This is a genomic window from Elusimicrobiota bacterium (assembly GCA_028718185.1).
Taxonomy (GTDB): Bacteria; Elusimicrobiota; UBA8919; order UBA8919; family UBA8919; genus JAQUMH01.
Map to the genome: position 1 here is coordinate 261934 of JAQUMH010000003.1, position 16003 is coordinate 277936.

A 16003-nucleotide genomic window follows, 5' to 3' on the forward strand; every position below is an offset into this window, starting at 1 on the left:
TTTTGATAATTTCCCCCTTTTTTTGTATAATATAAAAAATATGAAATATATCTTTTTTGGTTTTTTTGTTGCATATAATCCGATATACATATATTATCTTATGTCGCATGGAGCATTAGGTGGTATGACTATCAGGTTGGCGGCGAGCAGTATTTTTTTGCTTTTGATCATTTTCATATCTTTTGTGGTATTAACACTTAAACAAAACGGAAAACTTAAATTTAAGAAATCCACTCTTCTTAGTTTAATGAATGTTTTATTTGTTTTTTTTATTATTGCATTAATAGTCGGTTTTATTAAAGGCAATGGCTTGAAATATTTATTATTAGATACTTTTCCTATTCTTGAGATGTTTATTATATATTACACGATAAGATTATCTCCGATTATTGAAGATAACTATGATTTTGAGAAGATTTTCAAGTGGTTTGGCAAATATTTGTTTTTAATGTCCGTTACCGGTATTGTTAGCTATATTATATTAAGTTTTGTCAAAGTCACTTCTTTTGGTGCTTTGAGGGCTTATGTAGCCGGTGTTACTGTCAATCGTATGATGGATTTTATTATTCCGATGTTCCTACCGATTATATTACTTATGTATAAATATAAGAAAAGAAATTTGTGGTTTATTGCATTAACTATAGCTTGTGCAATCATTACAATGCTTACTTTTTATAGAACAATATATCTTGCTGTTTTATTGGGAGTTTTATACTTGTCATCACGTAATTTAGGAAATATATTCCGTATACTCAAAGTTCTTATAATAATTTCAATAATAACCTTGTTTGTACTAATGGTATTACAAAAAAACAATTATCTTAGATTTGCTAACAAAAACATTTTAGGTCTTGTTAAGAGCAGGATAATTTCCATATATAATCCGGAAAAGGGAATAGATACATCAGCATCTGACCGTTTGAATAGTAACAAGGAAATGCTTTTAAATATTTTTAGTAATTTTCCAAGTATTGCAGGTTTGGGAGGATATTATATAAATGTTGATAATCAAAAAACACCTTATCATTTTACCTCGAATTATTTCTTACAAGTTATTGCTTTGCTTGGGATACCGGCAGGTGTGTTTTTTATAGGGATTTACCTAAAAACTTTTTTCTTATCGCAGAAACTTGCTAAAAATGCCCAGGATTTACCATCAAAAATGTTTTTTAATGGATGTACTTCAATATTAGTTGTTTTATTTATTATTTTGAATATATTCCCATATGTTAACTATTTCCCTCTTTTGTACTTATTTAGCTGTATTTGTGGTATAGTGGATAAGTATAGCATATATTTAAAACAGGAAAAAGAAAAAGCTTTTGCTTATGTAAAAGTAATAGAATCTAAAAATATATGATTTATTTATTTTGGGTATCAATTGTCGTTATTTTTTATACTTATGCAGGATATCCGTTGATAATATATTTATTATCACTTGTTTTTAGTAAATCAACAGAATGTAAGCAATTATATCCTTCCGTATCTATTATAATGGCGGTATATAAAGAGGAGAAATATATTGAAAGTAAATTGCGAACTCTGATGGAACTGGAATATCCTGACGAGAAGATAGAAATACTTATAGGTTCATCGGAAGGTTCTTCTGACAAAACTGACGAAATAATCAGTAATTTCCCGGATAAGAAGAGAACCATTAAACTTGTTAAAGAAGAAAAACGGACAGGTAAGTGCAATATGTTAAATTTGCTTGTTTCGCAGGCAAAAGGAGAAATAATAGTATTTACAGACGCCAGGCAGCGTCTTGAGCACAATGCCCTTTTTGAACTGACAAAATATTTTGGAGACCAGAAAGTAGGTTCGGTAAGCGGTGAATTGATGTATGAAAAAGACGGAATTGAGCAGCCTGAAAGCGGGATGGGACTATACTGGAAGTATGAAAATTTTATTCGGGAAAGTGAATCGCGTTTTGGTTCGATGATAGGAGCTGCCGGTGCGTTTTATGGTTTTCGCAAAGAATTATTTACGACACTTCCGGCGGATTTAATTTTAGATGATATGTTCGTACCGGTAAAAGTTGTAGAAAAAGGTTACCGGGCGATTTTTAGCAGTAAATCTAAACTTTATGATAAAATTTTTATAAACCCTAAAGCCGAATTTGTGCGTAAGGCTAGAAATTTAGCAAGTACATACCAATTTTTTTATTATTTTATTAAATCATTTAGTCACTTTAATTTAATATTGCTCTGGCAGCTTTTTTCACATAGATTTTTCAGGTTAATGATACCGTTTTTATTAATTCTGACATTTGCAAGTAATATTTTTATGCTTGGTAATAATTTTTATGGAATATTTTTTCTAATGCAGATTATTTTTTATATAACGGCTTTATTTGGATGGTTGTTTAAAAACCGAAGTTTTTTATTAGATGTTCCTTGTATGTTTTGTGTTATGAATACAGCAGCAATAGTCGGTCTTTACCGGTTTTTATTGAAAAAGCAGAAAGCAGCTTGGGTAAAAGCCGATACTGTTTCATAATTTTTAATATTATAAACAAGGAGAATATATGAATTGGAAAAAACAAAAAGTTGTTGTTACCGGGGCAAGCGGGTTTATCGGAAGCCATTTAACCGAGTATCTTGTCAGTCTTGGTGCGAAGGTTACGGTTTTGCTTGAATATACCCCATATAATGATTTAGGTTCTCTTAAATTTTTGCCCCGTAATATTCTCTCAAAAATAGAACAAGTTCCAGGGGATATACGCGACCCGGAGGTAATAAAAAAGCTTTTGCAAAAGAAAGATATAGTTTTTCATCTCGCGGCATTAATTGGCATTCCATATTCATTCCAAAATCCAAGGGAAGTAGTTGAGGTTAATACAATGGGCACTTTAAATATACTTCTTGCTGCAAGAGATGCGAGGATCAAGAAAATTGTTGTTACTTCAACATCTGAAGTTTATGGTACCGCTTTATATACTCCGATAGATGAAAAACACCCTTTACAGGCACAGTCGCCTTATTCAGCAAGTAAAATATCTGCTGATAAAATAGCGGAATCTTTTTATAAAACATACAATATTCCGGTGGCGGTAATAAGGCCGTTTAATACATACGGTCCGAGACAATCAGACAGGGCAATTATCCCAACGATTATTATCCAGGCGTTAAAGAAAGATGTTGTAAAAATTGGTTCAACAACGCCGCGAAGAGATTTGAATTTTGTGTCTGATACGGTTAAGGGATTTATAAAAATTGCTGAATCGGAAAAATCTACCGGACAGGTTATAAATATCGGTGCAGGTAAAGATATTTCTATCGGCGAACTTGCTCAAATAATATTATCAATTATGAATAAAAATATCAAAATTATATCTTCGGATGAGAGAAAACGCCCGCAAAAAAGCGAAGTTATGCAACTGCTGTGCGGTAATAGTAAAGCGGAAAAACTTATCGGTTGGAAACCTGAAATATCATTGCGGAATGGGTTGATTAAAACCATACAATGGATAAAGAATCACCCGGAATGTTACGATCCTGATAAATATCAGATATGAGGATAATTATATGAAAGCAGTCATAATGGCCGGTGGACAGGGAACAAGATTAAGACCTTTTACTTTTTCAATACCAAAACCGTTGCTGCCTATTGCAGAAAAACCGATTTTGGAACTTATTATTAAAAGATTGCATTCCATAAAAGTAAATGAAATAATTCTAGCTATAGGCTATGGTGCAGAGCTTATAAAAGCTTATTTTGGAAACGGCAGCAAATTAAATGTAAAGATAAAATATATTCAGGAAACTAAAGTTCTTGGAACAGCGGGACCGTTAAAATTGATAAAAGGACTAAACGAACCTTTTTTGGTAATGAATGGTGACATAATAACTAAATTAAATTTTTTAGATATGTTTAAATACCATAAAAAAAACAACGCTGAAATGACTATTGCTTCTAAAAATTATGTAAGGCAACTGCCTTTTGGAACACTTAGTACGAATGGGAACGTCGTAACCGATATAATTGAAAAACCTACCACCAATTTCTTGATTTCTACGGGAATCTACATATTAGATCCAAAAGTTTTGAATGTTATACCACGGGATACTTTTTTTACTATGCCGGATTTAGCCAAATCTCTTATGAAAGCAAAAAGAAAAGTAATAACATATAATTTTAGCGAATACTGGCTTGCTATAGAACGGATGGAACAACTTGAAGAAGCAACGACTAACGTAAAGGAGTGGATTGATTTATAATAGAACACTTCGTTATCTTACCTGTCTGGATCCGGGGCAAATTAAAAAAAATAAATAGTTGTGCAATTAAAAGATATTATGAAAATATTTATTACCGGTGCAAACGGATCAATAGGCAGGGGACTTGTAAGCGAATTAACTAATAATAATCTAACACATAAACCGGAATTTAACATTGTCGCTCTTTTGGGAGACGGGTTTGGCGATATTGCAAGCGATGGCAAAGATCTTAAGTTTTTAACGGGTGATATTTGCAATATTGACGATAAGATAAAGACGGAACTTATAGATACTGACGTGATAATTCATCTTGCGGCAGTAGTTCATAAACCAAATGCCAAGTATGAAGAATATATTGAAATAAATTGTAACGCCACTAAAAGACTGCTCGATGAATTTATAAACTTATCAAATTCAAAAATTAAGCAATTTATTTTTATTTCAACAGTTTCAGTCTACGGAAATTATAAAAATAGTATTTACTATGAAAAAGATGAATGCAAACCGGATACGCCATATGGTATCAGCAAATTTATGGCAGAAGAATTGATTAAAAATATAAGTAGTGCGAATAAAAAATATTTTAATTATACAATTATCAGGTTGGCCACTGTATATGGCGGAAGTAATGACAGGGGGAATGTGAAAAAAATGATTGATTTTATACAAAAATATCATTTTTTCCCTATTTTCAAAAAAGAAACTGAAAAAAGCATGATATATATAAAAGATGTCGTACAATCTATTAAAGTATGCATAAATAACAATAAAGTTTATAATGACACTTTGGTATTAAGTTCCCCGCCGATAACAATTTATGACATGGTTAATGTGATAAGAGATACAGTAAAAACATTTGTTTTTAAAGTATATATTCCTTTATCTTTCCTCAAGAGATTCAGAGTTATTGACAAACTAATGATGGCTAATGTATATTGTAGTAATGACACGATTGGCAAATTAAATCTAAAAATAAGAGATTTTAAAGCAGGATTAACAGATATGTTTAGTTTTAAAATATAGGTTAGATATATGAATCTTAATCCGTTGTTGTCAATATCTATCGTCAGTTATAATACAAAAGATTTGTTATATAATTGCCTTAAATCTATTTATACACAGATTAGAGATATTAATTTTGAAGTAATTGTTGTTGATAATAATTCAAGTGATGGAAGTCAGGAGATGGTTAAAAAAGAATTTTCGCAAGTTAGATTAATTCTAAATACGGTAAACAATGGTTTTGGTAAAGCTAATAATCAGGCTATACGGGAAAGTAAAGGGAAATATATATTATTGTTAAATAGCGATACGGTAATAATAAATGATATAGTTAAGAAAATGATTGATTTCATGGAATCCAATTTGCAGACCGGTGTTGCCGGGTGTAAATTATTGAGGCCGGATATGACCATCCAGCCGATGACTAATTTTGCATTTAATATCTGGACAGAATTCGCGAGGTTTTTTAATTTAAAAAAAATAATATATTTCATACCGGGTTTGGCAAAATTTACAGCGAAATACTTTGCTAAATTTATGGGCAAAAATTATAAGTCTTATTTTAATTCATATTTAGTACAAAATAAAGTTCAAAAAGTGGATTATGTGTCCGGTGCTTGTTTAATGGCGAGAAAAAATGTTGTTATGGATATCGGGTTGTTTGATGAAAAATTCTTTTTATATTACGAGGATGTCGATTTATGTTTGCGGATAAAACAGAAAGGCTGGATAATAAATCTTCTTCCTGAGACTGGAATAGTTCATCATATCGGACAAAGTTCTAAAAAGGAATTATGGAAAATTTCCGGCTCTATGAATGCAAGTATGTATTATTATTATAAAAAGCATAACAGTTTTATAGAAGTATTATTGATAAAAATAATAGCGATTTCGGCATTAAGTCTTAGAAATATATACTTGCTGATATTTTATCCCATATCCAAAGACAAAAGAAAAACAATACAAGAAGAGTTAAAGTCAAATATGTCTTTTATAAAGTTAAGTATTTATGAAGCATAAAATATACGATGAAACATATTTTTAGTTATATTATTATAGGAATAGTTTCTGGCAGCGCCGGGGCAAAAATAATTTCTATAATAGCGTCTAAAATAGGTTTAATAGATTATCCCGGTCCTCGAAGTTCGCATTCTTATCCAATACCAAAAGCTGGCGGAATAGGTATTGTCTTGTCAGTTATTTTTGTATGTTTTTTGAAGAAAATGCCGCCTGTTTTTTGCCTTTTAATCATATTAATTGCTTTGCTGGGTTTTGCATCCGATAGATATAAAATTCTACCGAATTACCGTTTTTTGGGTCAATTGGCTGTCGCCGCTCTTTTTATTTATTATAATAATATTTTAAGCGAACATGGTTTATGGATATCTGTTTTTTTTATTTTGTTTATCGTTGCCACAACAAATTTTTTTAATTTTATGGATGGAATAAACGGTCTTGCGTCGTTTATAGGATTTATTGCATTTGGCCTGTTTGCTTTATTTTCGTCCAGTATGGTTGAAAATCACCAGGTTTTTATAATAAGTTTACTTTTAATGGCGTCTTGTGCAGGATTTTTACCGTTTAATTTTCCTGTTGCAAAGGTATTTATGGGTGATGTAGGAAGCATTTTTTTGGGGTTTATTTTCGCTGTTTTCGTAGTAAAATTATCTTTTTCTATTAATGTATTTTTATGTCTTATTATGTTTTTATGTGTATTTTATTCAGATGCAATTTTGACAATTTATTTCAGGTGGAGGAAGGGCGAAAATTTGTTCAAAGCGCACCGCCAGCATCTATATCAATATATGTGCAATGAGTTGGGTTTGCCACATTGGAAAGTAACATTGTTATATTCTGTTGTACAAATATTTTTTGGAATTTTAGCTATATTTATGTATAATAAAGGTATCAGGTGGCAATTGGTTCTGCTTTTTGTGTTTATTGTTTTTTTTGGTTTTTCTTATAAATATGTTAAAAATATTAATCCGGAATAATATATTATGATTAAAAATTCTATTCTAAGGTATAGAAGATTCATAGTAGTAACAATACATTTTTTTCTTATAGTTTTATCGTATATTATATCGTTTTATATAAGATTTGAGTTTTCTATTAATTTTGTCCACAAATCTGCAATTTTAAAAACACTACCGCTATTGATCCTTGTAAAACTTCTTTTGTTTTATTTTTTTGGTCTGTTTTCCGGATTGTGGAGATATGTCGGTATCAGGGATATATGGAAGATACTATTGGCAAACATAACGTCTTCGTTTTTGTTTTTCCTTGCAGTAATTTTTTATCATGGCCTTATCGGCTATCCCCGCTCGGTAGTTATTATTGATTTTTTCCTTTGTATGGCGCTTACTTCAGGTGTTAGATTTTTTACGCGTTTGATTAGGGAAACTTCAAAGATTGACCTTTCTCAAAAGAAAAGAAAAGCTATAATTATAGGAGCCGGTGACGCGGGAGTTCTAACGCTTAAAGAATGTCAAGGTAACCCTACCATGGATTTAGAAGTAGTTGGTTTTATAGATGACGATACTTCAAAAAAAGGAAATAGTATTTATGGCATAAAAGTTTTTGGAGGGAGAAAACGCATACCCTATGTTGTTTCCGATTTAAACGTAGAAGAGATAATACTTGCAATTCCGTCTGTAAAGGGAGATACAATACGGGATATCCTTTCTTATTGCGAACAAACAAATGCAAAAATAAAAATAATCCCGGGTTTAGATAAAATATTGTCAGGTCACATGGAGGTAAGGCCCAGGGCAGTGAAACCTGATGACCTTCTGGGCAGGGAAACCGTAAGAATTGACGAAAATGAAATAAATTCATATATTAGAAATAAAAGGATTTTGGTAACCGGTGCGGGCGGGTCTATTGGAAGCGAACTGTGCAGGCAAATTGCCCGTTTTTCACCTAAACATGTTACTTTTCTTGACAACCACGAAAACTATGTTTATTTTCTTGGAGTTGAGTTTAGCTCTAAATTCAAGGATATAAAATATAATACAGTTATTGGTGACATAAAAGATATCAACACTTTGAGACACGTATTTACACGGTATAAACCGCAAGTTGTTTTTCATGCAGCTGCACATAAGCATGTTCCCCTGATGGAAGAAAATCCTGCATCAGCTGTAAAAATCAATGTTATAGGCACTAGAAATTTGATTTATGCATCTAATCATTATGGTGTTGAGAAATTTGTCTTAATTTCTACAGACAAGGCAGTAAATCCAACAAGCATTATGGGAGCGACAAAAAGAATTGCTGAAAAAATTTTACAGGCGAAGTCCAAAGTCAGTAAAACGAAGTTTATGGCGGTTCGTTTTGGAAATGTTCTGGGTTCTTCCGGCAGCGTTATTCCTCTTTTCAAGAAACAGATTGAAGAAGGAGGACCTGTTACTGTAACCCATCCGGATGTGAAAAGATATTTTATGAGTATTCCTGAAGCGTCAATCCTCGTGTTACAGGCAGGAGCAATTGGAATCGGTGGCGAAATCTTTATTTTAGATATGGGGGAGCAAATAAAAATTGTAGACATTGCCAGGAATATTATTGCACTGTCCGGTCTTAAATTAGGAAAGGAAATTGAAATAAAATATATTGGACTTCGACCAGGTGAAAAACTTTATGAGGAGATACTTTTGAATAAGGAAGAAGACAAGGTTACAAAACATGATAAAATTTATGTGGCATCACCCGGTGATTATAACCCTTCTAAAATTCGCCAGCAAATAAGACAATTGGAACAATTTGCAAATAATAATGATAATGAAAAAATATTGCAAAAGATAAAAGAAATGGTTCCAACATACACTCCTCAAATGAAGTCATAAATTAATGAATACAAATAAGTTAAATTATTTAATTTTCTATTTATTTATATTTTTGTTTTTTGTTGTTTCACTCGTACCTTTTCAAATACTTGATATTAGATTTCTAAATTTTCCGTTCCATTATTATTTTATAGGAATATTTGTATTTTTGCTACTTATTTTAAGTATAATACAATCTTTTTATATTTCCACTTTTGACAAGTGGATAATATTTGTTATTTTAGGTTTTTCCTTGAGTTTAATTTCAAGTATTAACCGTATTCATACGATACGGGTATTAAGCGGTTTTTTACTTAAGGGCATTTGTATAGCATATATTACCGAAAGAATTAGTCACTATAAAAGTGAATCTGCAATTAAAATATTATTGATTTGCGCTTCTTTGGTAGCATCATTTGGTTTAACTGAATATTTTTTCAAGTGGGATCTTTACCCTAGACCTCGTAATTGGCCGTATTTCATGATTCGTTCAACTATCGGAAATCCTTTGCCGTTTGCAGCTTACCTGGTTCTGTTTTTTCCGTTATCTGTTTGGTATTTAGAGAACGAAAGAAAAATAATTAAATATTTACCGTTTCTGCTGATTACATTTGCTATTATTTTTTCGTTTTCACGCAGTTCGTGGATATCGCTTTTTTGTGTGATTATTATTTTTTATTCAGACAGGCAAAATCTAAAAAACGTTAAGAAAAATATTAGGTATATAATTATTTTAATAATTGTTATTTTTGCTTCTTTCGTTCTAATGACTAAGCCTGTAAAAGAATATTTTAATTACAAATTTAACGTGAAAATGTTTAATTCGGCATATCTTGGAAATCGTTTAAGTTTTAGGCATCGGCTTAAATCTTACAAAACAACTTTAAATATTATAAAAGATTATCCTTTTTTTGGCGTCGGATTAGGGAATTATCCTAAGATACATGAAAAATATATGGTAGAAGGTGTTCGTAGGGATATTAAAACTCCCGACAACATGTACTTGCGGCTTCTTTGTGATATAGGTATTGTAGGGACAACGGTATTTTTTATTTCCATTGGTTATTGGATGTTACAACTTTGGAAAAGTCGTAACAATATATTAATTTTAGCAATTTTTTCAGGACTTGCCGGTTTTTTAATAAATCAAACAATGGCAGATTTAATGTTATGGACAGCGCCGCAATTTGCTTTTTGGATGTTATTAGGTTATGGTGTCGGAAATTTAAAAGAAAATGAACTTAAAAATAGTTTTTAAAAATACTTTTGTTTTGGGAATATCGCAGTTTATAAGCAAATTATTTTTATTTTTTTTGACTGTCTTTATTGCCCGCTACTTGAAAGAATCCGGATTTGGTCAATATTCTTTAGTGTTGACTATAGTTGGTTTTTTTAATTTGTTTACTAATTTTGGATTTGGGACAATTGCATTCCGCGAAATTTCGAAAAATTATTCAGAAGCGAATAAGTATTTTAATAATATATTATTTTTAAGAATCGGTCTTGCTATAGTATCTTTCTTGCTTCTGTGTATTACTGTTAATATTCTTAGATATCCTTCCGGTATTGTGACTGCAGCATATATATATGGGTTAACGCTTTTTACAAATAATATTGTTGATTTGCTCACTTCAGTTTTTAATGCTTTTGAAAAAATGGAGTACATGGCGATATTAAATATTTCTTTAAGTCTGCTAACTTTGGGTATGGCATTTTTTGCATTAAAAACGGGACACGGGTTAATCGCATTAGTTTCTATTTCAGTGATTGCCGGTATAGCAACGGTAATATTAGGTATTTTTCTTGCTACTCGCCATGTATATATTAGTATAAAAGAATTAAATTTTAATTTCTGTAGGGATATTATAAAAAACAGTGTACCGTTAATGCTATTGGGTTTTATCGGGTTGCTTTATTTCCGTTTGGATATTGTTTTACTATCTAAAATGAAAAGAGATTCTGATGTTGGTTTATATAGTGCTGCTTATAAGATTATGGATGCGTTTATGATTGTCTCAAATAGTATTATAGGCGCGACATTTCCGCATTTATCCAGGTATTCTAAAACATCCTATGAAAGTTTAAAAAAACTTTTTAAAAAATTATCTTTTATACTTTTTGCTCTGGGAATATTGTTTGCATTTATTGTGTTTCTATTCTCGAAACAAATAATATTACTGTTTTACGGTTCAGCGTTCACAAATTCGATTCTGGCTCTTAAAATACTGATTTGGACAGTTCCTTTAATTTACATAAACAGTGTTCTATTATATACTTTAATTGCCTCAAATTTACAGCTGAAAATAGTATTAATTGTGGTTATTGCAACAGTTATAAATTTTACCCTGAATTTTGTTTTTATTCCGCAATATAATTACATAGCCTCCAGTATTATAACAGTAATTTCAGAAAGCGTAGTTTTCTGCGGTTATTACTATTTAGTCAGGAAAAAGCTTTCACTTTCGCTAATATGAATGAATTAATATCTGTCATTGTTTTGAATTATAACGGTAAAGAATACCTTAAGAACTGTTTTGACTCTTTAAATAAGCAAATATATTCGCCTTTGGAATTAATTATGGTTGATAATAATTCTGAAGACGGGAGTGTTGAGTATGTCAGGAAAATATTTCCAAATATAAAAATTATTATAAATAAAACCAACTTTGGTTTTGCGGAAGGAAATAATATCGGAGTTTTGAACGCAAAAAGCAAATATATCGCATTATTAAACAACGATACTGTTGTAGATAAGGATTGGTTAAAGGAACTCTTTAGAACAATGCAAACAACAGGGAGTGCAATTGTTGGTTCAAAAATTTACACAGAAGGAGTTAATCCTGAATATTATCTTAGAAACGGGACATTGAATTTGCTGGGATATAATATTTACAGCATTTTTGAAAATTTATCAAATGTTTTTGTCGTTTCAGGTTGTTCTCTTCTGATGGATAAAGAAAAAATTGGGTTACCTTTTGATAAAGATTATTTCTTTTATTCGGAAGATGTTTACCTTTCGTGGCTGACCCGTCTTAGGGGTTATAGAATTTTAGAAGCACCTTTATCAGTTGTTCATCATTTGGGTTCGGTCAGCGCAATTAAGCAAAAATCAAGTTTTCGCACATTTTATCAGGAACGGAACCGTTTATTGAACTTATTTCTTTTTTATGAAACCTTTACTTTTTTAAAGATAATTCCCTTTATACTTATTGATGTTTTTATCAGGCCTTTTCTAATAGTATTTAATCCGAATAAATCGTTAATGGGATGGATTAAATCAATAATATGGTTTCCTAAACATTTTTCAACGGTTTTAAATAAACGCCAAAAAATCCAATTTCAAAGAGCTATATCTGATGGTGGAATTCTTAAGTATATGAGTTGTCGTTTAACTAACGGACAAAGTATTTTCGATAAAATTATAAATAAATTAAGTTGCATTTATTGTTACCTTGTTAAGTTGAGAACGGTTGAGTTAATATCAGATTCAGAATTCAAAGAAAACGAAGAGGTACTATTGCCAAGGATGAAATATGACCATGTCATAGGTAAAGCTCACTTTGAAAGGCAAACTACATATGGACAAATTATAGATTTAATTACTGAGGGTTCGACTGTGTTTGATATCGGGTGTTCTACGGGGTTTTTGGGAAAATATCTGATTGAGAAGAAAAATTGTGTTGTTTACGGGTTAGAGATTGATGAGAAATCAGCAGAAAGAGCGAAATCACTTTATAAAAAAGTATTTATTGATGATATAGAAAAGGAAAATGTTTTGGATAAAATTCACGAAAGGTTTGATTATATCATTTTAGGTGATGTAATAGAACACTTGAGAGACCCTGATATTGTATTAAGTAATATTAAAGGAATATTGAAACCATATGGATCTGTTCTAATGTCCATACCGAATATTGCTACATGGAAAATAAGATTAAATTTGCTTTTTGGTAAGTTTGAATACGCTGAAAATGGGGGAATATTGGATAAAAACCATCTGCGGTTTTTTACTTTGAAAAGTATGAGTAAAATGGTTAGTAATTGTGGGTTTAGAATAAATTATTTTCGTGGAGCAGGTTCTAATATGCCAATATTTTTACGTAATTCATTTCCATCCCTCTTAGCTTCGCAATTTGTATTTGAATTAAAAATTAACGAAAAATAATAAACAATATGACACCTGCCGAGCTTTCTATAAACATAGTTAATTATAACAATCGTCAATACTTGTTAGATTGTCTAAAATCAATTTATGAAAATATACATAGAGTGAAGTTCTCAGTTCTGGTTATAGACAATAATTCTACTGATAATTCAACCAACCTGATTCAAAATAAATATCCTTTAGTAAAGATATTAAAAAATGAAAAAAATATTGGGTTTGCAAAGGCACATAATATCGGATTTAAATTAACAGATGCCAAGTATATCCTTATTCTTAACCCGGATACATTGGTTGTTGATGATAGTATTGAAAAAATGGTTGAATATTTAGAACAAAATAGTAAAGTTGGTATTGTTGGTCCTAAAATATTGAATCCCGATAGAAGTTTGCAATATACCGGAACTAAATATCCAAATAATATGAATTTATTGTTCGAAACTTTTTTTCTTGATAAGTTTTTCCCAAATAGTAAGTTATTCGGGAGACATAAGGGAATATACGATTCATATTCAGAAACAGCGCAAAAAGAATATTTACAAGGTTCCTGTCTAATGATGAAGAAACAAGTTTTAGCTGATATCGGTTTTTTTGATGAAATATATTTTATGTATTTCGAAGAAACAGATTTATGTTATCGTGCAAATAAAAAAGATTGGCAAATATGTCGTCTTGGTAATACTTCGATAGTACATTTTGGCGGTGGTGAAACAGGTTTTTACGATGAGTTCAGGATTTATCAGTACTATAAAAGTATGTTATTGTTTTACGAAAAACATTATAGCGGAGTGAGTATTTATATTTTAAAAAGCATATTATTTGTAAGGACCATAATAAGATTATTTTTATGGACTCCGGTAGGGTTTTTTCATAAAATTAAAAGAAGAGAATCAGTAAGTCGAACTAAAGGGTATCTAAAACTATTCTCGTTATTACTTAAGAGTTAAACAATGAGCAATGAATTTATATCAATTATTATACCCACATATAATAGAAAAGATTCTTTAGAACAATGTATCAATTCAATTGATAACCAAAACTTTTCAAAACAAGGTTTTGAACTAATAATAGTTGATGACGGCTCAAGTGAAGGGATATGTGAATTTATTAGTAATCTGTTAAAGAAGATGCCGTTTAAAAGTTCAGTTATCAGCAAGAAACATTTTGGACCTGCCTCTGCCCGAAATGCGGGTGTGGAAAAATCAGCAGGAACTATACTGGCTTTTACAGAGGACGATGTTATTTTAGATGAAAATTGGCTTACAAACGGAATTCGACATTTTAAAGAAAATGATATATCTGCAGTGGAAGGAGTAACGAAATATATTGGCACTGAAAAACCTATTAGAAAATATGAAAAACAATATAAATTAGGATTTTTACCATGTAATATTATGATTAGAAAGACTGTGTTTAATGATATCGGAGGATATGATAATGGATTTTATGATAATAAAATGAATATTTACTTTCGCGAAGATATAGAATTAGGATTCCGGTTGTTAGAAAAGAAATATAAAGCAATAATAGATGAAGAAATGATAGTTTTTCATCCACAACAATATAAAACAATACGGGGAGTTTATGGGCATGCAAAAAGATACTTTTTTGACCCGTTGTTATGTAAAAAACATTCAGATCTTTTTTACAAGATGATAGAAATAAAAGAAATTGGTTTTATAACCATAAAAAGACCTTTACATTACTTTTCTTTAATTTCACTTTTTTCGTTTACTTTTATATTTTGTTTGAATAAAATATTTATTTTAATGTTTCTAATTATGAATTTAGGATTTTGTTACAAATACGAAATTAAAAATCTTTTTGGATTTATCGAGATTTTACCATTACCGTTTTACTATTTATGGTATTTTCTAAAAGGATGTTTTAGATTTAAGTCATTTAGAGCAATAATATGAAATCACTGGTTATTATTCCGACTTATAACGAAAAAGAAAATATAGAAAAAATTGTTAAACAAATTATTGATTTGGGATTTTACATTTTAATTATTGATGATAATTCGCCTGATGGTACTGGGGAAATAGCTGAAAGATTGAAGATGAAAGATGAAAGATTACAAATAATGCATCGGGAAAAGAAACTGGGGCTTGGAACGGCCTATATTCAAGGATTTAAATGGGCGTTAGTAAGAGATTTTGATTATATTTTTACAATGGATGCAGATTTTTCTCATGACCCCGGTTATTTAATAGCATTTATTAAAAAACTTTCAGATTTTGATTTAGTGATTGGTTCAAGATATGTCAAAGATGGGGGTGTGAGGAACTGGCCTATTAGACGAAAAATTATTTCACGCTTTGGTAATTTTTATGCTAAGACAATTTTACAATTCCCTGTGAATGATTGTACTTCCGGTTTTATGGGATTTAGAAGAGAAGTTCTTGAAAAAATAAATCTTGATAAGGTAAAATCGGAAGGTTACGGTTTTTTGATAGAGATGAAGTATCGAACTTATAAACTAGGTTGTAAGATTTATGAGTATCCCATAATTTTTGTAGATAGAACAAAAGGTGTTTCCAAAATTTCAAAAAATATCATCTGGGAAGCAATTTTCCTTGTTTGGAAATTACGATTTAAAATGACGCTTTGAATTTAGAAGTTGTGTTGCAGTGTCATTGCGGGCTTAATAGTATTTTTGTGTTGTTTTTTTTAACCCTTAAAATATTGTATAATCGTCTGAAAAAGTAAAAAATAGACTTTACAATATCAAAGGGGTTTAATAATGAACAAAAAAACATTGCCCAAAATGTTTATCTAAAGATGTAGTAAAG

14 protein-coding genes are annotated in these 16003 nt (G+C 30.5%); all 14 read left to right on the plus strand.

What is annotated here, in order from left to right; translation table 11 throughout:
• The first annotated feature begins 40 nt into the window (after positions 1–40).
• The 14 genes from PHE88_06765 (at position 41) to PHE88_06830 (ending at position 15822) form a co-directional block, all read left to right on the plus strand.
• Positions 41–1360 (plus strand): O-antigen ligase family protein, encoded by a 1320-nt coding sequence (locus PHE88_06765; GenBank protein ID MDD5687516.1) that lies wholly within the window; start codon positions 41–43, stop codon positions 1358–1360.
• Positions 1357–2499, plus strand: coding sequence for a glycosyltransferase family 2 protein (locus tag PHE88_06770; GenBank protein ID MDD5687517.1), 1143 nt, complete (start codon positions 1357–1359; stop codon positions 2497–2499). The genes PHE88_06765 and PHE88_06770 overlap by 4 nt, the downstream gene beginning before the upstream one ends.
• 28 nt (positions 2500–2527) lie before the next feature.
• Positions 2528–3517, plus strand: a complete 990-nt coding sequence (locus PHE88_06775; GenBank protein ID MDD5687518.1) for an SDR family NAD(P)-dependent oxidoreductase — start codon at positions 2528–2530, stop codon at positions 3515–3517.
• A gap of 10 nt (positions 3518–3527) precedes the next feature.
• Entirely contained in the window at positions 3528–4220 is a 693-nt protein-coding gene (locus PHE88_06780) for a sugar phosphate nucleotidyltransferase (protein MDD5687519.1), read from the plus strand.
• A 78-nt stretch (positions 4221–4298) separates the two neighbouring features.
• The gene (locus PHE88_06785) at positions 4299–5243 is read left to right on the plus strand and encodes an NAD-dependent epimerase/dehydratase family protein (protein ID MDD5687520.1); all 945 of its coding nucleotides are present in this window, start codon (positions 4299–4301) and stop codon (positions 5241–5243) included.
• A 9-nt stretch (positions 5244–5252) separates the two neighbouring features.
• Entirely contained in the window at positions 5253–6242 is a 990-nt protein-coding gene (locus PHE88_06790) for a glycosyltransferase family 2 protein (GenBank protein MDD5687521.1), read from the plus strand.
• A gap of 8 nt (positions 6243–6250) precedes the next feature.
• Positions 6251–7216 carry a hypothetical protein gene (locus PHE88_06795; protein MDD5687522.1) on the plus strand — a complete coding sequence of 322 codons (966 nt, stop codon included), beginning with the start codon at positions 6251–6253 and terminating at the stop codon, positions 7214–7216.
• 6 nt (positions 7217–7222) lie between these two features.
• A complete protein-coding gene (locus tag PHE88_06800; GenBank protein ID MDD5687523.1) occupies positions 7223–9067 on the plus strand; it encodes a nucleoside-diphosphate sugar epimerase/dehydratase in 1845 nt (614 codons plus the stop codon).
• A gap of 4 nt (positions 9068–9071) precedes the next feature.
• The gene (locus PHE88_06805) at positions 9072–10304 is read left to right on the plus strand and encodes an O-antigen ligase family protein (GenBank protein ID MDD5687524.1); all 1233 of its coding nucleotides are present in this window, start codon (positions 9072–9074) and stop codon (positions 10302–10304) included.
• On the plus strand, positions 10282–11520 hold the full coding sequence (locus tag PHE88_06810; protein ID MDD5687525.1) for a flippase: 1239 nt from the start codon (positions 10282–10284) through the stop codon (positions 11518–11520). Before PHE88_06805 ends, PHE88_06810 begins: the two co-directional genes overlap by 23 nt.
• On the plus strand, positions 11517–13211 hold the full coding sequence (locus PHE88_06815) for a glycosyltransferase (protein ID MDD5687526.1): 1695 nt from the start codon (positions 11517–11519) through the stop codon (positions 13209–13211). The genes PHE88_06810 and PHE88_06815 overlap by 4 nt, the downstream gene beginning before the upstream one ends.
• 8 nt (positions 13212–13219) lie before the next feature.
• Positions 13220–14155 (plus strand): glycosyltransferase family 2 protein, encoded by a 936-nt coding sequence (locus tag PHE88_06820; protein ID MDD5687527.1) that lies wholly within the window; start codon positions 13220–13222, stop codon positions 14153–14155.
• A 3-nt stretch (positions 14156–14158) separates the two neighbouring features.
• On the plus strand, positions 14159–15127 hold the full coding sequence (locus PHE88_06825; protein MDD5687528.1) for a glycosyltransferase family 2 protein: 969 nt from the start codon (positions 14159–14161) through the stop codon (positions 15125–15127).
• The gene (locus tag PHE88_06830; protein MDD5687529.1) at positions 15124–15822 is read left to right on the plus strand and encodes a polyprenol monophosphomannose synthase; all 699 of its coding nucleotides are present in this window, start codon (positions 15124–15126) and stop codon (positions 15820–15822) included. The genes PHE88_06825 and PHE88_06830 overlap by 4 nt, the downstream gene beginning before the upstream one ends.
• Positions 15823–16003: the final 181 nt, after the last annotated feature.

What these genes read in the sequence shown, in the direction of transcription:
- PHE88_06770 (MDD5687517.1), top strand. Translation starts at nt 1,357, where the DNA reads ATGATTTATTTATTTTGGGTATCAATTGTCGTTATTTTTTATACTTAT.
- PHE88_06765 (MDD5687516.1), top strand. Translation starts at nt 41, where the DNA reads ATGAAATATATCTTTTTTGGTTTTTTTGTTGCATATAATCCGATATAC.
- PHE88_06805 (MDD5687524.1), top strand. Translation starts at nt 9,072, where the DNA reads ATGAATACAAATAAGTTAAATTATTTAATTTTCTATTTATTTATATTT.
- PHE88_06785 (MDD5687520.1), top strand. Translation starts at nt 4,299, where the DNA reads ATGAAAATATTTATTACCGGTGCAAACGGATCAATAGGCAGGGGACTT.
- PHE88_06795 (MDD5687522.1), top strand. Translation starts at nt 6,251, where the DNA reads ATGAAACATATTTTTAGTTATATTATTATAGGAATAGTTTCTGGCAGC.
- PHE88_06815 (MDD5687526.1), top strand. Translation starts at nt 11,517, where the DNA reads ATGAATGAATTAATATCTGTCATTGTTTTGAATTATAACGGTAAAGAA.
- PHE88_06780 (MDD5687519.1), top strand. Translation starts at nt 3,528, where the DNA reads ATGAAAGCAGTCATAATGGCCGGTGGACAGGGAACAAGATTAAGACCT.
- PHE88_06775 (MDD5687518.1), top strand. Translation starts at nt 2,528, where the DNA reads ATGAATTGGAAAAAACAAAAAGTTGTTGTTACCGGGGCAAGCGGGTTT.
- PHE88_06810 (MDD5687525.1), top strand. Translation starts at nt 10,282, where the DNA reads ATGAACTTAAAAATAGTTTTTAAAAATACTTTTGTTTTGGGAATATCG.
- PHE88_06830 (MDD5687529.1), top strand. Translation starts at nt 15,124, where the DNA reads ATGAAATCACTGGTTATTATTCCGACTTATAACGAAAAAGAAAATATA.
- PHE88_06820 (MDD5687527.1), top strand. Translation starts at nt 13,220, where the DNA reads ATGACACCTGCCGAGCTTTCTATAAACATAGTTAATTATAACAATCGT.
- PHE88_06790 (MDD5687521.1), top strand. Translation starts at nt 5,253, where the DNA reads ATGAATCTTAATCCGTTGTTGTCAATATCTATCGTCAGTTATAATACA.
- PHE88_06825 (MDD5687528.1), top strand. Translation starts at nt 14,159, where the DNA reads ATGAGCAATGAATTTATATCAATTATTATACCCACATATAATAGAAAA.
- PHE88_06800 (MDD5687523.1), top strand. Translation starts at nt 7,223, where the DNA reads ATGATTAAAAATTCTATTCTAAGGTATAGAAGATTCATAGTAGTAACA.